11 protein-coding genes are annotated in these 21,588 nt (G+C 38.2%); all 11 read left to right on the top strand.

Translation table 11 applies throughout. The annotated features are described in order from the left end of the window. Positions 1-111: 111 nt before the first annotated feature. The 11 genes from ACSSS3_RS17455 to ACSSS3_RS17405 all read left to right on the top strand — a co-directional run bounded on the left by ACSSS3_RS17455 (position 112) and on the right by ACSSS3_RS17405 (position 21,190). A complete protein-coding gene (locus ACSSS3_RS17455; RefSeq protein WP_442845699.1) occupies positions 112-3,333 on the top strand; it encodes a SusC/RagA family TonB-linked outer membrane protein in 3,222 nt (1,073 codons plus the stop codon). A gap of 15 nt (positions 3,334-3,348) precedes the next feature. Then, positions 3,349-5,301, top strand: a complete 1,953-nt coding sequence (locus ACSSS3_RS17450) for a RagB/SusD family nutrient uptake outer membrane protein (protein ID WP_442845698.1) — start codon at positions 3,349-3,351, stop codon at positions 5,299-5,301. Positions 5,302-5,315: 14 nt separating this feature from the next. Next, entirely contained in the window at positions 5,316-6,518 is a 1,203-nt protein-coding gene (locus ACSSS3_RS17445) for a DUF5000 domain-containing lipoprotein (protein WP_442845697.1), read from the top strand. A gap of 9 nt (positions 6,519-6,527) precedes the next feature. Beyond that, positions 6,528-7,751, top strand: a complete 1,224-nt coding sequence (locus ACSSS3_RS17440) for a DUF4998 domain-containing protein (protein WP_442845696.1) — start codon at positions 6,528-6,530, stop codon at positions 7,749-7,751. Positions 7,752-8,513: 762 nt separating this feature from the next. Further along, the gene (locus ACSSS3_RS17435; protein WP_442845695.1) at positions 8,514-9,428 is read left to right on the top strand and encodes a hypothetical protein; all 915 of its coding nucleotides are present in this window, start codon (positions 8,514-8,516) and stop codon (positions 9,426-9,428) included. 134 nt (positions 9,429-9,562) lie between these two features. Next, positions 9,563-10,783: a hypothetical protein gene (locus ACSSS3_RS17430; RefSeq protein WP_442845694.1), complete on the top strand. Its 1,221-nt coding sequence runs from the start codon at positions 9,563-9,565 to the stop codon at positions 10,781-10,783. A 325-nt stretch (positions 10,784-11,108) separates the two neighbouring features. Beyond that, a complete protein-coding gene (locus tag ACSSS3_RS17425; RefSeq protein ID WP_442847438.1) occupies positions 11,109-11,915 on the top strand; it encodes a BNR-4 repeat-containing protein in 807 nt (268 codons plus the stop codon). Beyond that, positions 11,905-15,033, top strand: coding sequence for a glycoside hydrolase family 2 TIM barrel-domain containing protein (locus tag ACSSS3_RS17420; protein WP_442845693.1), 3,129 nt, complete (start codon positions 11,905-11,907; stop codon positions 15,031-15,033). Before ACSSS3_RS17425 ends, ACSSS3_RS17420 begins: the two co-directional genes overlap by 11 nt. Positions 15,034-15,244: 211 nt before the next feature. Further along, positions 15,245-18,289, top strand: a complete 3,045-nt coding sequence (locus ACSSS3_RS17415) for a SusC/RagA family TonB-linked outer membrane protein (protein ID WP_442845692.1) — start codon at positions 15,245-15,247, stop codon at positions 18,287-18,289. A 3-nt stretch (positions 18,290-18,292) separates the two neighbouring features. Further along, positions 18,293-19,852 (top strand): RagB/SusD family nutrient uptake outer membrane protein, encoded by a 1,560-nt coding sequence (locus ACSSS3_RS17410; RefSeq protein WP_442845691.1) that lies wholly within the window; start codon positions 18,293-18,295, stop codon positions 19,850-19,852. A 288-nt stretch (positions 19,853-20,140) separates the two neighbouring features. After that, the gene (locus tag ACSSS3_RS17405; RefSeq protein ID WP_442845690.1) at positions 20,141-21,190 is read left to right on the top strand and encodes a GntR family transcriptional regulator; all 1,050 of its coding nucleotides are present in this window, start codon (positions 20,141-20,143) and stop codon (positions 21,188-21,190) included. The last annotated feature ends 398 nt before the right edge of the window (positions 21,191-21,588 follow it).

Here is a 21,588-nt window from a genome sequence, read left to right as displayed (position 1 = left end):
ATTTTTAAACAAAACTCAAAAATGTATGATTGAAAAATTATTCTTAAAACCTAAGAATCAAATAAAAGTAGCTATGGAATATAAATCATCACGAGACAATAACTTAAACTTATGAAAAAATATTTTATCAGAAATATTAGACATTTTCTTTGCCTTTTACTGCTTATTCTGAGCGCATCTTTTACCACTACTTATGCTATTGAAGCAAAAGATATTATTATACAAAATATCGTTTCTGGTGTAGTTAAAGCAAAAGATGATGGTCAGCCTATGATTGGAGTGACCGTTGTAGAAAAAGGCACACGTAATGGTACCAGTACAAACTTTGATGGGGAGTACTCATTACGCGTCCCTGAAGGAGCAACACTTGTATTTTCATTTGTAGGCTTTGAATCACAAGAAGTAGTTGTAGGTTCAGAAAATGAAATAAATATCAGTTTAGAACCTAACCTTGAATCTTTAGAGGAAACCGTGGTTATTGGTTTCAACACCAATCAAAAGAAAAGCAGTCTGGTAAGTTCAATTACTTCTATCAACCCGGCAGAGCTGAAGGGGCCAACCAGTAACCTTACTACTATGCTTGCGGGTCGAGTAGCGGGTATGATTGCTTTTCAAAGAAGTGGAGAGCCCGGTGCAGACAACTCTGATTTCTTCATTAGAGGTTTGGGTACTTTTGGTTCCGGGAAACGTGATCCTCTTATACTTATTGATGGTATTGAATCAACCAGTACAGACATGGCGAGATTACAACCCGATGATATCGATTCATTCTCTGTGCTTAAAGATGCGGCGGCTTCTGCTGTTTATGGTGCACGCGGAGCGAATGGTGTGGTTGTAATTCGAACTAAAATGGGTAAACAGGGTAAAACCAAGTTTCATTTTAGATCGGAGACCCGTGTTTCTTCAAACACCCGAAACTTCAATTTTGCAGATAACATCACGTATATGGAACTCGCAAATGAAGCTGCTCTTACTCGGAATCCTAACGCAATCTTACCTTATTCTCAAAATAAAATAAATCGCACGGCAGCAGGAGATAATCCGTTATTATATCCAAATAATAACTGGATCGATAAATTAATTTCTGATTACACTGTAAATCAGGGAATTAATTTAAGTGCAAGTGGTGGAGGGGAGAACGCCCGATATTACATATCAGGAACCTATAATGTGGATAATGGATTGCTCAATGTGGAGGGTATCAATAATTTTAATAATAATATTAAACTTAGAAATTACTCATTACGAAGCAATGTCGATATAAATTTAACATCGACAACAGTGGGTATTGTGCGTTTGTACGGGCAATTTGATGATTATAATGGGCCTATCGGTGGTCCTGATCGATACGCTCCTTACGGCAGGGTTTCTGGGGGAGCCTATATTTTCAATGCTGCGGTTTGGTCTAACCCTGTTGCTTTTCCAGCAATTTATCCTTCAGATTTGAAACCATTTATTGATCATCCTTTGTTTGGAGGTGCACGTGCAAGACAAGGTCAAAATACATTGCTTCTCAACCCATATGCCGAGATGGTTAAGGGTTATGAGACTGCAAAAGCTTCAACAATACAACCACAAATTGAGATTAAGCAGGATCTGAACTTTATTACAGAAGGTTTGAGTGCCCGTGCAATGGGTTATTTGAGAAGATACAGCTATTATCAGGTGGCCAGAGCATATAATCCATTTTACTATGAGTCACGTATAAGCCCGGAGACAGGAGAGTTAACTATAAATGTACTTAATGATGGTGGACCAACTTCGATAGGTTTAACTGGTACTGAATTCTTAGATTATAGCGAGGGTGCAAAAAATCTTGATTCAAGGATTTACCTGGAAACAGCTGTAAGCTATGACAGGACGTTTAATGAAAAGCATGCTGTATCGGGAATGTTGATTAACCTGCTTTCCAGTTTTGAGCAGGGTAATGCGGGAAGCGTTCAAAACTCATTGGCCAACCGAAACCACGGTCTCTCAGGTAGATTTACGTATGGTTATGATGGCAAATATTTAGCCGAACTAAATTTTGGTTATAACGGTTCTGAGCGTTTTGCTTATGGAAGCAGATATGGTTTCTTCCCTTCTTTTGGTCTTGCATATCGCATTTCAGAAGAAAAATTTTGGGAGCCAATTAAAGATGTTGTAACAAACTTAAAGCTTAGAGGAACTTACGGGCTGGTGGGTAATGACCAGATAGGTGATGTAAGAGATCGATTCTTTTATCTTTCAAATGTTAACTTAAACGATCCCGTTTATGGGGCTACATTTGGGGAACAATTTGGAAACTCCAGACCGGGAGTATTCACTTCAAGATATGCCAACCCAAATATTGGTTGGGAAAAATCTGAGCAAATCAACATAGGTATGGATGTTGAGCTTTGGAAGTCTCTTAACTTTACTGTTGATGTTTTCAGACAACGCAGGGATAATATTCTTCAGGAACGTGCTAACATAGGTTCTGTACTGGGTTTAACAGCTATACCACAAACCAATTTCGGAGAAGTTGAAAGTAGAGGTATGGACTTATCTTTAAATTATGACAAGCAAATAGGTAAATACTGGTTTGCCCAGTTGCGTGGTAATATGACTTACTCAACAAATGAGATACTTCAATATGATGAAGTAAGTTATCCTGATAATTTGGCTTACAGATCAAGGGTAGGTCAGAATGTTAGTCAGGTGTACGGTTATATAGCAGAACGCCTGTTTGTAGACCAGAATGAAGTAGAAAACTCGCCGCAACAGTTTGGCGAATACACTGCAGGTGACATTAAATACCGCGATGTAAACGGAGATGGTATAATCACAGTTAATGACCAGGTTCCTATTGGTAATCCCACAATTCCTAAAATTATTTACGGTTTTGGAGGTACAGTTGGTTACAAATCATTCGATTTAAGCATATTCTTACAAGGAGCCGCCGGAACCTCTCTTTTTATTGATCCCGTGCGTATATCACCTTTCGTAATTGAAAATAGATATCAAAATGGCTTACTTAAAGCTATTGCAGACGATTATTGGTCAGAGGCAGATCGAGATTCTTATGCCTTTTGGCCTAGACTTAGTGACAACATGGTTGAAAACAATAATCAACCCTCAACGTGGTGGATGCGTGATGGAGCTTTTTTAAGACTTAAAACGCTTGAAGCCGGTTATACTTTGAGTGAGTCATTAACAAATAAATTAGGTCTTAAAGCAGCTCGTTTCTATTTAAGTGGAACTAACCTTGCAGTTTGGAGTTCTTTCAAACTTTGGGATCCTGAAATGGGTGGAAACGGACTGGGTTATCCTGTACAATCTGTTTATAACCTTGGACTTCGTGTAGATTTTTAAATAAAAAAAATGAATATGAATAGTATTAAAAGAAAATTCAAAAGTCTAAAGACTGGTCTTGTACTTTCCTTTTTAGGGATTGCAACTTTTGGTCTGCAATCCTGTGAGGATACATTTCTGGATGTTGTACCAGATAATGTTGCAACAATAGAACAGGCTTTTAAGCTTCGTAATGAAGCAGAGAAATATTTATTTACCTGTTACTCCTATATTCCAAAAAATGGAGATGCGGTTTACAACATAGCTTTCTTGGCAGGTGATGAAACCTGGATTCCTCCTCAGGATGCATCGTTTAACAGCTTTGCCTTTGATATAGCGCGTAACCTGCAACGTAGTACAGACCCTTATATGGATGCCTGGGAAGGCCGTTATCAGGGAGGTGGTCCAGGTGACCGCTATCAACTTTGGGACGGGATTCGCCATTGCAATATTTTTATTTCCAATCTGGAAGATACTTCCAAAGTACCTGATATAGGAGAAGCTGAGCGCTTACGATGGATTAGTGAGGCTAAATTCTTAAAGGCTTATTATCATTATTATCTTATGAGGATGTACGGGCCTATTCCTATTATGAAAACAGCAATCCCGATTGACGCGCCTGAAGATCAAATTCAGGTACCCCGTGAGGCTATTGATCCCAGTATTGATTATCTGGCTGAATTATTTGATGAGGCTGCTGTTGGTTTACCTCCTATGATTACCGATACTCAGGAAGATCTGGGGCGTATAACCAGACCTATAGCCTTAGCTGTTAAGGCCGAAATGCTCACAATGGCTGCAAGTCCTCTTTTTAATGGCAATCAGGATATGAGTGGTTTTGTAGGTAATGATGGGACTCAATATTTTAATCTTAATTATGAGCCTGCAAAATGGGAACGAGCACTCACTGCAATCAAAGAAGCTATAGACGTTGCTGAGGCAAACGGAGCTGAACTTTTTTATAAGGAAGATGTAAGTTTTGATATTGAACCCATAACCCAAACCAAGTTAGATATCAGACAGGCAGTTACTGAGCGTTGGAATCGTGAGATCATCTGGGCTAATCCAAATAGTAGGACCTATCAGCTACAGAGTTTGGCAATGAATGCAGTAGACGATAAAACAAACGCTCAAACAGCAAGAAGAGCACTCTCTCCCACATTAGAAACTGCTCAAATGTTTTATACCAAAAATGGAGTGCCTATTGAAGAAGATAAAACGTTGAGTTTTGGTGATATTACAACCTTGAGAGAGGCCGGGGAAGAAGATCAGTATAATATCTCCCTTGGTTATAGGACTTCAATTTTGAATTTTGACAGAGAGCCACGCTTTTACGCAGATCTGGGCTTTGATGGTTCTATTTTCTACAAGTTTGATAGTGGTTCAAACGATACGCGTTGGCATTATGAAACCAAGTACAAAGATTACGGAGGAAGCTCGGATGCCTTTAACTATAATGTGACTGGTTATTATATCAAGAAATTAATCAACTGGGAACAGACTTTTACAGGTGGTACACCTTACAAAGATTATGCGTGGCCTGAAATTAGATTGGCAGATTTGTATTTATTATATGCAGAGGTGTTAAATGAAGTAAACGGTCCCACCCCTGAAGTTTTTGAATACCTGGACGCCGTTCGTAAACGCGCAGGTCTTGCCGGTGTAGAAGAGTCCTGGACCAATTTTTCAAACAACCCAAATAAATTTGCCACTAAAGATGGTTTAAGAGAAATTATACACCGTGAACGCAACATCGAAATGGTTTTTGAAGGTAAAAACTATTGGGATGTGAGACGCTGGAAAAAAGCAGCCTCAGAATATAATGAGCCCATACGTGGCTGGAGTGTTTTTGAGTCAACTGAGCAAGCCTATTATCAGGTAAGAACGCTTTACCAACAGCGATTTATTGCTCCTAGAGATTATTTCTGGCCATTAAATATAAATACATTAATTCAAAATCCCAGTCTGGTACAGGCTCCGGGATGGTAAAAAAAGAAATGATTATGAAAAAAATAGTTAATTACTGGTTTTTGTTTTTAGGGATTTTCGCGTTGATCATAACTACATCTTGTTCTGAAGATACGGGCCATGATCCCTTAGAAAAGAATGGAAACGCTCCCGGAGAGGTTTCAAATATAGCAATACAGAATCTGAGCGGTAAGGTAAGACTTACTTATACTGCACCTTCAGATGAGGATTTACTTTATATAGTTGCCGAATACACATTAGAAAATGGCAGAGAAATGGAAGTGAAGTCCTCATATTACAGCAATACCATGCTTTTGGAAGGTTTTTCCGGCTTAAGTGAAATTACTGTCAATGTCTATGCTGTTAATCGTAGTGAAGTAAAATCTCAACCCGTTACTATTACTGTAAAACCGAAAAAAGCAGCCATTTTTGCTATTAAAGAGTCACTAACGGCTCAAACTGATTTTGGAGGCTTGCGAATACGGGCTCAAAACCCAGATACAGAGGATATCGCCATTTTGGTGATGCAAAGAAACGATCAGGGAGATTTTGAACCAATCCCGAATAGTATCTACACTTCTGCTAGTGAGATCGATCAGGCATTGAGAGGTTTTGATACCATTAATCAGGAGTTTGCAATTGCTGTAAGGGACCGATGGCTTAATGTAACCGATACCATATTTACACAGATTAAACCTTTATTTGAACAACTGATACCCAGAGCTCAGTTTAAAGGTCTAAAGCTTTCTAATGATGCCAAAGCTGATTATCCTGTTTCTAATTTATTTGACGGTCAGACTTTTTGGTGGTGGGGATCTTATTTTACAAGCAGAACTGTTGATACAGAAAATCATCTTGTAACATTTGATATAGGTCAAATCACAAAGCTTAGCAGGCTTCACATTTGGAACTTTTCAGAACCTATCGGTGGACAACAATTGTATTATTACCTGGGTGCTATGAAACAGTTTAGAATTTGGGGAGCAAATGAATTGAATGATGGCGACTTATCAGGATGGACATTGCTTGGTGAGTATGAGGTTGTTAAACCTTCAGGTTTACCTTATGCTCAGGAAAATAATGATGATTTAGTTGCCGCTCGTGATGGAGCAGACTACGAAATTCCTATTGATGCTCCTGCTGTAAGATACCTTAGAATTCAGTGTCTGGAAAACTGGGCAGGAGGAGAATTTATGGCTGTATCGGAAGTTCAGGTTTTCGGGAATCCTAATTTTTAAAAACACATTATGAAAAATATATATTTGAAAATAGTTAGTCTCCTTATTGTTTTTGCAAGTGTAGGTTTCTATTCCTGCTCTGATGGAGAAGATTACCTAAAATATACCGAAGGAGGAGAAATTTCCTATACCGGGAAAATAGATTCACTTAAAATTTACCCCGGTCGAAATCGGGTAAAAGTGGAAGGTTTAATAATTTCAGACCCAAAAGTTACGGAAGTACGTATTTACTGGAATGTTAAAAACGATTCGATTGTAGTCCCTGTAAACCGTACTGCAGGAGTTGATACCATATCTGTAGAAATTGACAATTTACCGGAAAACGTATATAATTTTGAAATACGCACTTTCGATAAAAATAACAATAAGTCTATAGGGGTTTTTGAATCTGCCGAAGTATACGGTGACCGTTATCAAAATTCGCTTTTTAATAGACCTGTTCTTTCTAATGATCTAATTAAGGCCAAGGATAGTTTGTCAATAAAGTATGCTTCAATGGATTTGACGACCGGCGTTATCGGTACCGAGATTTATTACACGAGTACTGATGAAAAGGATAAGATGATTTTTGTGCCCATTAATAACGAATATGGTGTAATTGAAGATTATAAATATGCATCGACTTATAAGTACAGAACCGTTTTTCTTCCAGAAAAAACAGCCATAGATACTTTTTATACTGACTTTGTTAATTTCACCCCTATAGCTAAGCCAATAATAGTAAATGCTGCAATACCTTTCAAAGCCAGCTCACGATCTACCCGTTGGGGGATCCTAGCAGACTGGATTACTACAAATCCTATAAAAGTTCACAATGGTTACGGCGGTTGGGATGAATGGAATGGTAATATTTTTAATGTTGAATCAGGTTGGGGAGCAGCGGCTATAAACAATGGTAAAATTTATCAAACCATTACCGATGTTCAGGTTGCTACATACGTACTAAACGTACGTATAAGAGATACAAACCATAAGCTGTCAGATGCTGGCGGGTCCTATTTTGTAGTGGCAAAAGGTAATAGCTTACCAGATGTATCTGATGTTACAACATCAAGTAATGTTTTAGCCTTTAAACGTATCAATTCTGATTTGGGTACAGAATATACCTATAAGTTAGAGTTTACAATTGAAGGTGAAACAACAGATATTACAGTTGGCCAGATCACCACGCAGGCAGACGGTGACCCGGGGCGTTACTGTAATGTTAGGTCTTGGGATATTGTAGTAAAATAATTTCCAAAATGTTTCAGAAGTTTTAAGATCAAATTATATCTGAGAGTATCAAATCTTACTCTCAGGTATAATTCGATTTTAAACTTAAAACGTAAGTAATATTTACAGGATTTTTAGTTTGAGATGTTTAAACCAAAAAATGCTTAAGAACATTTGATTACTCAGGCAAGTATTTCAATTATACCTGAATAGTAAAATAGGTGATTTTAATGTTTCAAGTAACTCGTGGTCTTAGGATTAAGGTTTAAAGTTGCTTCAATATTGAATAGAACTTAATTTCTTGAGTAAGATGGCTCTATACCGTAAGTCTTAGATTCATTCCCTTCAGTTAATTTTTTTTTAAGAGAAATAAAACTTTTGTTGCAGCCCAAAATGATGAATTCAAGTCAGGGTTACCTACAACTCTTTTACAAGAAATAGGTGTTAGTGCGGCTTTAGATCTTTTTTGTATAGATCACTATTAAACTTGGCCTCTTAGTAGATAAAGCACAGTTTTATTATCAAAATCTTTAAAGTATGAAAGTTTGCTTTCAAATTTCGAATGGGTGATTTCATTGTAACTACAACCTAATTCTGAAGGCCGTAAATACGTAGCGGATTATATGAAGGTCTCCGTACAAATAATGTCAAAAAATGGGATTATTTGTTTAAACCATTGACAGCGTGATATTTATTTGAGGAACAATATTGAATTGCGTAAATACTTAGAACACGTTCTGAAACAGTAATTAAGATTAATAATATCTCTAAAAACCTAGAATTATGAAAAATTATACAAAACTTTCAAAACTAGCTGTTCTATTAGTTTTGATTTTAAACTTGCAATGTTCTTCAGATGTAATTGTTGAAGATATTTCGCTTGACTTAAAAGGATCACGAAGTGCTGGTTTTAGTATTGGAGAGACTGTTATACGTGCACCACACGATATTTGGATTGATATAAGCATTCCCTCACAATGGAAGGGGCGGGTTAGCGAAATAGGTATTGTATATGGTGAATACCCATATGTTGATTTACAAACGGGGCTAAAGTTAAAACAGGCAGGATTAGAATCTCCCTACAAATACCGTTTGACTGGTTTAAATGCTAATACAGAATACTTTATACGTCCTTACATAATTACAACTAATAATAAAGAACAATATGGGGATATTATACAATATACTACACTGGTGCAAGGTGATTTTACCTGGTCATTCAATGGAACTTTAGATCCTAATGATGAAAACCATCAGCGTATAAAGCAAGCTTTTGATACTGCAACCTGGTATTACAGCAATTATACCTCCATCCAGAAACATGTAACAGTTAACTATTCTCCGGGTACTCCTACGGCTGATGCCAATTTTGATGGATGGATTAATATGGGGTCTAACCCGAGTTATCAACGCGTAGGGACTGCCCTTCATGAAATGGCACATACGGTTGGGGTAGGCACCCATTGGATCTGGAAATTTATCATAGATAACGATGACTCCTATTATAGTTCGGCAAACGCAGATGCAGTTGTAAGGATGATGACTGATAATTCGTTTACTCAAATATATGGTGATGGTGCTCATTTTTGGCCTTTTGGTATAAATGGCGCTCATGAAGACTCAGGAAATGACTTTGACTATATGATGAATGCCCTAATAGTTCAGGGTTTTAAAAATGATGGCTTGCCTTCAAATTAGATATCTTTTCTTCGATTTTTAAGTAAAATAGGATTTCAAGCCTCTGTCGATTAATAATTAAAAGTCATAAATACTTGAAAGTACTTTTTCAACAGAAAATTTAAATCATAAAATAAATTATAAAAAAATAGATCATGAATAAAGTTTATAAAATATCGCTAATACTTTTGTTTTTCTGCATGCTTTTTAATCAAAGCTGTTCATCCGATAGTGATAGTGAAACTATCGAAACAGAAGAACCTAATAAAGAAACTTTTTTAGCTACATTAAATACAGTTGAAGCCAAGGAAATAACTGCTTTTTCTGCTGTTGTAGTAGGTAAAGTTGAAGATAATGGAGGGAGCTCGGTGAGAGAACAAGGTATATGCTATGCTTTAACCCCAAATCCAGATTACAATTCCGATAAAGCACTACCTTCTTCAGTTAAAGGTTCAGGCGAGTACGAAGTTAAATTAACAGATCTTACTGAAGATAAAGTATATTACGCGAGAGCCTTTGCCAAGAATTCTAAAGGTATTTCGTACGGTAATGAAATAACTTTTACTACAGCCGTTGTAGTACCTCCTAGTTCTAAAGTGAAGGATATCAAAGTAAGTGGTGCGCACGATATTTGGGTGAATTTGCAATTTCCTGTAATTGGAGAGGCAGAGCTCGTAGAAACCGGAATGGTTTATGGCCTCGAAGAAGAATTGACTATAGAGAAGAATTCTAAAGCCGTAAGTGAGCAGGTTATTTCCAACGGTCTTTTGCGTATAAAAGAGTTGGAAGCTGATAAAGTTTATTTTATGAAACCGTATGCTATTACAAAGCAGGGACGGGTTTATTATGGCGAACTTACATCTTATGCTACTATCAAAGAAGGTAATTTTACATGGTCTTTTAATGGAACTTTAGATCCGGCAAATGAAAATCATAGCCGTATCAAAGAAGCTTTTGAAACGGCTATGTTTTATTACAATAATTTTACTTCTATAACCAAACATGTAACGGTTAACTATTCTCCCGGAACACCTACTGCAGATGCTAATCTTGATGGATGGATCAATATGGGCGCCAAACCTTCTTACCAGCGAGCAGGTACCGCAATGCATGAAATGGCTCATAGTGTTGGTATTGGTACCCATGGAAAATATTGGGAATTGATGACCGATGGCACCTGGGATGGAAAGAGAACCTTGGAAATTTTAGATTTTATGACAGAGGGTAAAAATACCATGCTTTATGGAGATAGAATGCATATTTGGCCGTATGGTATCAATGGAGCAAATGAAGATTCAGGTGATGATATGCTATATACTATGCATGTTCTTGTACTTCAGGGTATGAAAAGCGATGGGCTTCCTTCAAGCAGATAGTCTAAATTTTAAAAATACATCAGTTTGATTCCTGCAATTTAGTACACAGGTTACATTGATCAGCATAGTTAAAATACCTGGCACACGATTAAGGATAGGTTGATTTTTGTTTCTGCGGTAAATTAAATTTGATTTTGAATAGCCTAAATATAAAGTCTATGCGTAATTAAATCTGGTGTTTGTTAAATCTAGCCTCAATACGATTTTAACCTTATTTTTTGATTTCTAAGGTTAATACTATTGAGGTTTAGATTTTATCATTAGTTAATAAAAGATAACGATCTATTATGGGACAAACTCAATTTACAGCCTTTAAAGATTAGTTATCAACCACTACGATATCGCTGAGGCAAAGTGGTTTGCGTTGCACAGCAACCTTATAGATGGTGAAGAAAAGCGTAATGCCTATTGGCAGTCGTACGTAGATCATAACGGAACGATTCACCTCTCCTGGGTATGGCGTGAAAGCTGGGACGTTTCCACTAATCACGATATCGCTTACGCGCAGTCTAAAGATGGCGGTAAAACCTGGCAAAAATCAGATGGGAGCCTTTATGACTTACCCATTACGAAGGGTAGCGCAGAATATGCGGCTATCATTCCGCAAAACAGTTCGCTCATCAATCAGACAGCGATGACTACCGACAGTCAGGACAATCCCTACATTGCTAATTATTGGAATGAGGGCGATACAACCCAATTTCACGTGGTTTACCTCAAAAACGGCCAATGGCAAACAGAGAATACCGCTTTCAGAACAACAGTTTTTCAATTGGGCGGCGGCGGAACAAAAAAAATACCCATTTCGCGACCTGAGATTTTTATCGGTGAATCTACGGGCAAGAGGCTTTACCTGCTCTTTCGCGATGCAGAACGCGGATCAAAAATAGTCCTCGCTTCGCGGGATTTCAATAAAGAAGAATCCTGGAAGCTAACCGACCTGACTGCAGTATCAGTTGGGGATTGGGAACCCAATTTTGACAAAGAATTATTTAAAAAAACAGGAAAACTTCACCTATTTGTGCAACAGGTGAATCAGGTGGATGGCGAGGGGCTTCAAAACAGCGCTCCCACACCCATAAAAATTTTAGAGTACAATACATTACCAGAATTCACAACACATGAAAATTAACAACAGATCACGACTAATCATTTTTTTATCGGTATGTTTTTTACAGGCATACACCGCTTTTTCACAGGCGATCAATGAATGGGAGAACCCCACAATCATAGAGCGCAACAAAGTAGAAGGGCGCAGTTCATTTACCCTTTATCCCAATCTGGAACAGGCGCAAAGCCTCAACCCGGAGAATAGCAACCTGCAAAAAAGCCTGGACGGGGAGTGGAAGTTCAACATTGTCAAGAATCCGGGATTACGCCCTCAGGATTTTTATAAAACCGATTTTAATGATGCCGGTTGGGATCAAATCACGGTTCCTTCCAACTGGGAGACCGAAGGATTTGACATTCCAATCTACACCAACGTAGCCTATCCCTTCGAAAAAAATCCGCCTTTTATCAACGGCGACTACAATCCGGTGGGCACCTATCGTACTGCGTTTACTATTCCTGAAAACTGGGAAGATAAAGAGGTTTTGTTGAGTTTTGGTTCGATCTCCGGTTACGCCCGTATTTATGTAAACGGAAAAGAGGCCGGTATGACCAAAGCCTCAAAAACCCCGGCCGAATTCGATATTACAAAGCTTATCAATCCCGGTAAAAACCAGCTTGCCGTACAGGTAACGCGCTGGCACGATGGCAGCTATTTAGAAGATCAGGATTTCTGGCGTCTTAGCGGTATTGAGCGTTCGGTTTTACTAAAAGCGATGCCTAAAACTACGATCTGGGATGTAAAAGTTGCAGGGGGACTAGACTCCAACTATAAAACCGGAACCTTTTCGGCAGCAGTAGACATCCGCAATTTTGGAAAGGCAGAACTTAAGAAAGCCCGTTTGGGAATTTCGCTTTACGATGCAAAGGGCAATCTGGTTTATGCCGAAAAGAAACCCGTTCCTGCACAGGGGGGAAGCATTGATTTTTCGCGGGAAGTTCCTCAGGTTAAGTTATGGAGTGCCGAAACACCGTATCTCTATACCTATGCACTGAAGCTTGAAGACAAAAAAGGCAATGCCGTGGTTGCTACCTCCGGACGTGTTGGTTTCCGTAAAGTCGAAATCAAAAACGCACAGCTTTTGGTAAACGGAAAAGCCGTTACCGTACACGGGGTAAACCTGCATGAACACCATCCCGATAAAGGTCACGTACCCGATCTTGAGATGACGCGTAAAGATTTTGAATTGATGGCGCGCAACAACATCAACGCGGTGCGTATGAGTCATTATCCTCACGGACAGGAAGTTTACGATCTGGCCGATGAATTTGGTTTTTATATTGTAGACGAGGCCAATATTGAGACCCACGGCATGGGTGCAGAATGGCAGGGTAATTTTGATAAATCAAAGCACCCGGCGTATTTACCCGAATGGGCACCGGCACATTTAGACCGCATCAAACGTATGTACGAGCTCAATAAAAACCACACTTCGGTAATCATCTGGTCTATGGGTAACGAGTGTGGTAACGGTCCTGTGTTTTATGATGCTTACGACTGGTTAAAAGAAACAGACCCCGCCCGCGTGGTTTCGTTTGAACAGGCCGGTCAAAACCGCAATACCGATATCGTGGCGCCTATGTATCCGGGAATGGATTATATGATAAAATATGCCGAAGATAATACGGTTACCCGCCCCTTTATTATGTGTGAGTACTCGCACGCGATGGGAAACAGCAGCGGTAACTTCCGCGCGTATTGGGATGTTATAGACAGCAGTCCGCATATGCAGGGTGGTTTTATCTGGGACTGGGTAGATCAGGGTTTACGGGCAGAGACTGCAGACGGTCGCGAATTTTGGGCCTACGGTGGTGATTTGGGCGGAAAGAACCTGCAAAACGATGAAAACTTCAACGCAAACGGATTGGTTACCGCAGACCGAGTGCCGCATCCTTCCCTGGCGGAAGTGAAAAAAGTGTATCAAAACATCGAGTTTGATTTTGACGGAAGCAACCTTACGGTTCAAAACAAATACAACTACACCAATCTGGATGCGTTCAACTTCAAGTGGAAGTTGCTTAAAAATGGTGAGCAAATCGATTCCGGAAGCTTTGAAGTTTCGGCTTTGCCAAATACGTCTCAGACTGTGGCCTTTAATCTTCCTGAGACTGATGACGCAGAGTATTTCTTGAGTGTTCATGCTTTCACAAAAGAAGGAAGTGCATTAGTTCCTGCGGGTTACGAACTTGCCTACGAGCAGTTTCAGTTGGGCGAAAAAGACTTCTTTGCAGACAATACCGGTTCTTTGACCAAAGATAAACTGGTTTATGAGGTACAGGGCGACTCCTTACTGGTTTTCAGCACGGCTAAGACTCAGGGTGTTTTAAATCTGAAGGCCGGTAAATTGGAGCAGTATCAGCTTAAAGACGGAAGCAGTGTGCTTAACACCTTCCCTGAGCCTTATTTTTGGAGAGCTCCTACCGACAATGACTTTGGTAACGGAATGCCCAGAAAATTAGTAGCCTGGAAAACAGCAACCCAAAACCCGCAGCTGCTCTCAGCAGAGGTAGGAACGCAGGAAGATAATGGCTTACCTGTGACATTTACCTACCAGCTTGCAGGGGTTGAATTGCCGTACACCGTGACGTATTTGATTGATGCAGTTAATGGAATTACTGTAAACGCAAGCCTGGACACTTCGGTTAAAGAAACACCCGAAATGCCCCGCTTTGGGATGCGTATGATCCTGGAGGGGAAGTATGACAATCTGGAGTATTACGGCCGTGGTCCCTGGGAAAATTATTCAGACCGAAAAGAGTCTGCGTTTATGGGTACCTACGAAGATAAGGTAGCCAACCAGTTTACGTGGACGTACATCCGCCCGCAGGAATCCGGTTATCACACTGATACGCGCTGGTTAACGCTTACTGACGATGCCGGTAACGGACTTAAAATTGTAGGCGGGCAGCCGCTTGGTTTTAGCGCACTTAATATTTCAACCGAAGATCTGGATCCGGGTATGACCAAAGATCAAAGACATCCTACAGACCTTACGGTACAGGATAAGGTGTTTTTACACGTGGACTTAAAGCAACGCGGTCTTGGCGGACTTAACAGCTGGGGGCAGTATCCGTTTAAAGAATACAGACTCGAAGACGGAAACTACAGCTACAGTTACACGATTTCACTGTTAGACTAGTTGTTAAAAAATTTACTGCAAATCCTAAATACTTTAAAGTTTTAAATTATGTAATCGATTGCATTATTTTCATTAAATCGATACATTATAACCTGTTTATTGTATAATATTAACCTTTGTATTGCTTTTTTTGAGAATACATCACAGTACAGGATACTCTTTGAGAAATTGTTAAATAATTTTATTCAACTAAATTTTTAACATTTGATTTATGATTTATTCAACTTATGAAAGTGTGCACAGGAGGTGGGTACCCCTCTTAATAATCATGTTCTTTTTATGTTTTATGAGCTTAAGTGCTCAAAAAACGATTACAGGAACAGTTGCTGATGAAAACGGTACTTTCCTGCCTGGTGCAAATGTCATTGTTCCAAATACTTCTATTGGAGTAGTTACTGATTTTGACGGACAGTATTCTATTGAAATTCCGGAGAATGCAGAAAGGCTTAAATTTTCTTATTTAGGTTATATCTCCCGCGAAGAACAGATTAATGGCCGTAGTGTTATCAATATTAAACTTCAATCTGATGCTACGGGTTTGGATGAAATTGTTGTTGTAGGATATGGTACTCAAAAAGCTTCCGAAATCACAGGGTCTATTTCAACTGTAAAAGCTGAAGAAATGGCAGATATACCGGTACAACAGGTTACCCAAAAAATTCAGGGTAAAGTATCTGGTGTTCAAATCTCTCAAACTTCTGGGGTGCCGGGTAGCGGACTTTCTGTGCGTATTAGAGGGCAGGCATCCATTTCAGCAGGTAATGGGCCGTTGTATGTTGTAGATGGATTCCCAATTAATGGCGGTATAGGCTCTTTAAACCCTAATGAAATTGAAAGTATTTCAATATTAAAGGATGCTGCTTCCGCTTCACTATATGGTTCACGTGCCGCAAATGGTGTCGTTTTGGTTACTACAAAGTCCGCGAAACTAGGAAAATCCAGTCTTAGTGTGAATTCTTACTGGGGTATGCAAACTGTTCCTCAACGTGGAAGACCAGACCTTTTAAATGCCAGAGAATTTGCGCAATTTAAAAAGGAGATTGCCGAAGAAAACGGTCAGACCGTGAATCCGGCTTATGAGAATCCGGAAATTTACGGTGAAGGCACAGACTGGTTTGATGTACTGCTTCGAAATGCAGAAATTCAGGAACATACCTTATCTTTTTCATCACGAAATGATTTTGCCGGTGTTAGTGTAGTAGGAAGTATTTTTGATCAGGAAGGTGTTCTTTTAAATACCAAATACAACCGCTATTCCATTCGTGTAAATTCTGATTTTAAAATTGGTGACCATATCAAATTTGGTTTTAATGTTGCGCCAAGTGTTGAAAGTGATCGTAATTTTAATACCGATGGTTCCTGGCTGGGAGGAAGTATTATTCAAAGTGCCTTATTAACCACCCCTATCGCCCCTCATATTAATCCCGATGGTACAATTCCTCTAACTGCAACTGGCCCCGGTTTATTCCCTAATCCAAACTGGTATAACGTTCTCAAGCAGTCACAAGGACGGGCAGAGAATTTAAATTTACTATCCAACTCTTTTGTCGAAATTGAATTCTTGCGAGGTCTGAAACTTAAATCATCTATTGGTTTTGAGTTGAGAAGGAGTAATGGCAAAACTTTTAGGAACAGTCAGTTAGGAAGTCTTTTTGCGCCACCACCAAATGTTATAAGTGCAAGCAGGTCTTTTTCAAGTTACAATTCTTGGTTGACAGAGCAATTACTTTCTTATACCAGGACTTTTGGAAAACATAATATCGATGCCTTAATAGGTTTTACAGCGCAAGAGGCTAAAGAAGAGGGCTTATCTGGTAGTGCATCTCAATTTCCAGATGATCTTATAAAGGATTTTAGTGCTGCTCCCAGAGACCAGCGGGATGCAGATGACTATCTTACCGAATGGTCGCTGGTTTCTTATTTATCCAGAATAAATTATAACTACGACAATAAATATTTCTTATCGGCTTCCTTTAGAAGGGATGGTTCTTCACGATTTGGGGTTGAAAATAGATATGGTAATTTCCCGTCTTTCTCCGGAGGTTGGACCCTGTCAAACGAAGATTTTTTCCCCGAGGATAGTAAAATTTCTTATTTAAAACTGCGAGGCTCTTGGGGTATCGTGGGAAATAATAACATTGGAAATTATACCCATAGAGCATTAGTAGGAACGTCAAATACTGCATTCGGGAATTCAATTGTTAGCGGACGTACAGTTTTCGGTATCGGGAATTCTGAATTGAGCTGGGAACAAACAGCTGCATTAGATCTTGGTGTAGACCTTGGTTTTTTTGATAATCGATTAAATTTAGAGTACAGTTATTACAATAAGAATACTCAAGATCTTTTATATAGTATCCCCATTCCTTTAGCTTCGGGCTATGGCAGCATTTTAACAAATATGGGTGAAATTAAGTTTTGGGGTCATGAATTAGCCCTAAATACTGCTATAGTGGACAAAGATGACTTTAAAGTCAATCTTAATTTGAATTACACATTTTCTGATAATGAAGTACTTGCTCTGGATACGGGTGATCGGGAACTTATTAGTGATGCTCATATTACACGTATTGGAAGTCGTTTGGGTCAACTTTACGGTCTTGATTTAATTGGGGTTTATGTGGATCAGGAAGACTTCGATAGTGGTCCTACACCACATAGCCCTGCAACAGTGGGTAGTGAAAAATTCAGAGATGTTGATGGCGATGGAGTAGTGGAGCGTTTTGATGATAGAACGGTATTAGGGAACCCCATTCCTACGAGTTATTATGGCTTTACTCTTAGTATAGATTATAAACGTTTTGATTTTTCAGTAGTTGGCTCTGGAGCTGCAGGGCACAGTATTGTGAATGCTATAGAAACCTATACAGGAAATCTGGATGGGGTATTTAATGTTAACAGAAGAGTCTTAGACAGATGGAGATCTCCTTCAGACCCAGGAGCAGGATATTATGGCAATACGCTGGCGGGATATACTTTTCCGGGAAGAGACTGGTTTAATGACCGGGCAATTTACAAAGGTGATTATTTGGCCATAAGAAATATTACCCTGGGTTACAGTATTCCTGTAGAACGTATCGAATACCTTAACAAACTACGTATTTATGCGAGTGTTCAGCAGGCATTTATGTTTACCAAATATCCAGGGGCAAACCCTGAAGTAGGTGGAGCTGGAAACCCTCTTTATCAAGGTTTTGATAATACAACATACCCCGTTCCAAGAACAGTAACCTTAGGACTTAATTTAAACTTTTAAGCAATGAATAATCGAAATATATATATGTATAGTAAGTCGAGTTTACTCAGGATTTATAGAAACAGCAAGTGGGTAGCGCTATTTGTAGTCATATTATTTACCTCCTGTAGTGATGATTTTTTAGATAAATTCCCATACAATGCTATTGCATCAGATGAATTTTACAGCAATCAGCAGGAATTAGAACAAGGTATAAATGCTGCATATGGATCTTTAAGAGATGTTTACGGTTCAGCTTGGATTATGGGGGAAATGCGTTCAGACAATACCCATTTTATTTTTGATCCATCAGACCGCGGTACTGCTCCATTAGAAAATATACCTGATTTTCTGAATGATGCAGGAAATGGTTATACCGCAAGTAAATATTATGCTAACTACGGTTTGATTAATGATGTAAACCAGGTACTCGCTAGGATCGATAATGTAGAACTTAGTCAGGAGGTTTATGATAATTTAAAGGGACAGGCTTTGTTTCTTCGTGCTTTTGCTTATTTCGACTTGGTAAAGTATTTTGGAGGTGTACCTATTTATCTTGCACCGGTAACTAATGCCAATAGTGCTTTTGTCAATCGTTCGACAATTGAAGAAACTTATGCTCAAATACTTGAGGATGCTAATGAGGCTGCACAGCTTTTACCCGGAGTGAATGAGCAGCAAGAAGGACGGGTCACTAATGGAACCGCCAATATGCTTTTAGGGGATATCTACATGAATTTAAAACGTTATGGAGAAGCTGAAGCCGCATTAAAAAAGATAAGTGGTTATTCTCTGGTTCCCAATTATGCAGATATTTTTAATACTAAAAATACACAGGAATCCCTTTTTGAAGTGCAATACCTGCAAAACCAATTATCTAACAATTTCTTTTACCGCTTTCTGCCTAAAATGGATAATACGGCTCTAGTTACCGGTGTAGATGGCAGATTTAATGGCGGTCAGAACGCTATGAATGTGGCAACTCCAGACCTTATAGACAGTTACGAAGAGGGAGATACTCGTTTTGAAGCCTCTATAGGATTTGTAGACGCTTCAACTGTAAGCCTGGCCAATTATAGTGTAGAAGAATTTCCATACTGTAAAAAGTACCTCATTCCCCATACGGTTTATAACGATGTGGGTGCCAACTGGCCAATTTACAGATATGCAGAAACCTTGCTTTACCTTGCCGAGGCCATCAACGAGCAGGGAGGTAGAAGCGGTGAAGTACTTCCCTTAATAAATCAAGTTAGGGATAGAGCCCGCGAAAGTGCAGGGCTTTTACCCGCGATCACAACTACAGATCAGCAGGAATTGCGTGAAATCATAGCTCACGAAAGAAAGGTAGAGTTCGCATTTGAAAATAAGAGATGGATAGATTTAATACGCACCGGTCGCGCTGTACAGGTAATGAATGCCTACGGCCAAAGGCTGAAGGCTAATCCGGAGGATTATTATTATTCGGTAGGGGATGCGCCATTGTCATCAGCATATATGGTTACAACAGACGATTTGCTATTCCCCATCCCACAACGCGAACGCGATGTGTATCCGGAACTTGAACAAAATCCGGGATATGAGTAAAAATAGATTTATTGTTATCTCCAACAAGAGACAATATCTCTATGATAAACTTTAATCAGGAGTTAAGAAATTCTAATAAAAACAGATGTTTTTAATTCAGTAAGTAATTTTACTTCTGTAAAGCATATTACATCCTACTATTCTTAGAGCAGACTTTTTTAGCTCATTTTCAAATTCAAATATTAAAAAGCTAAAACGCAATTAGTTTAAAGAGTGATTAATAACTGAATATATCTTATGATTTTTCAAAAAAATCACTTTAGCCTGTACTATTAATTAAAATTTATAATGATCTATTTAGAGGATTTAAATTTTAGAAATCATCCGAATAAGCTAAAATATCAAGTAATAGTAGAAAGTATAATTTCTAATATTGAAAATGGTACGATTAAAAATCTTGAAGTTCTACCATCTATTAATGAATTTAGCAAAACGTATTCCATTTCTAGAGATACCGTTGAAAAGGCCTATAAAATTTTAAAGAGGAGAAATTTTATTGCTTCACGTAGAGGTAAAAATACGTTCGTTACAAGTAAGGAAAATCAAGGTATATTTAAAATACTTTTTATTGTAAGTGAGCTTAACAGTTATAATTTAAAAACTTTCAATGCATTTGTGGATCGTATAGGAAGGGATCATCAGGTGAAATTGGAAATTTATAACGGGGAAGAAGAAAAACTTCTGAATATTCTTATTAAATATCAGTTTAAAGACTTTTACTATCTTTTAATTCCAGATTTTAATAGAAAAAATACTGAGAATCAGTTTTTATTGAAGGAAATCCAAAAGAATTTGAATAAAATTCCAAGAAAAAAAATCATTTTTTTAGAAAATAATGATTACTTCGGTAATGGTAATTTTCAACAGATTTATCAGGATTTTGAAAAGGATATTTATGAAGTTTTACAAAATGAATTTAAAGTAATTTCAAAATATAGCAAGTTAATTCTTCAAATTCCAAAGACTTTTGATACTCATTCAAGGTATTTCAAAATTCAAAATGGCTTTAAACGGTTTTGTAATGATTTCTCATTAGACTTTGAGATTAAATACAGCATTTCAGATAAACAGAAAATAGAAGAGGATAATTTATATATTGTTGTCGAGGACGACGATTTGGTGAAAATTATAGATCTCTTTTATTCAAAAAATGTTGAAATGGGTACGGATGCCGGATTAATATCCTATAATGATTCTTCTCTTAAAAGACTTTTAGGGATCTCAGTTTTTTCTATGGATTTGGAACAAATAGGCCTCTTAGCATCGGATATGATAAAAAATGATAAAACATTGATGTTGAGGAATTCTTGTAAACTTATTTCAAGAAAATCTTTATAAGTTTTTTACGACCATGAAAATAAGATGTTGATAATATTTTTTTGAAGGATGAGTTAAACGTAATAAAGGATACTCGATATTTTTGATTACGTTTATTAATTATAACGGGGGTTGACTTATTTAAGTTCAACCCCTTTTTCATGAGTCCTTAGCAGCTTTCTATGTGTTAAGTCTCAATTCTTCAATAGGGTCGACTATTTTTTCGTGGCTTTTTACAGATTAGGATACAAATTTACTTGCCTTAAGGTAAGTAGGAAAGGAAAGTTTATTTTCGGGATGGATTCTAATCTATCAATTAATGTTTACGATCAAGGGTTGGTATATAGGATTTTCCTAACCGCAATCGAGAATTTGAAGAACCAGTGTAAGCTTCCCCTAAAACCGAACTGTTTAGAAGT

This window comes from Leeuwenhoekiella sp. H156, from assembly GCF_052218455.1.
In the GTDB taxonomy this organism is placed as follows: domain Bacteria; phylum Bacteroidota; class Bacteroidia; order Flavobacteriales; family Flavobacteriaceae; genus Leeuwenhoekiella; species Leeuwenhoekiella parthenopeia.
This window is presented reverse-complemented; position numbering and strand designations above follow the sequence as displayed.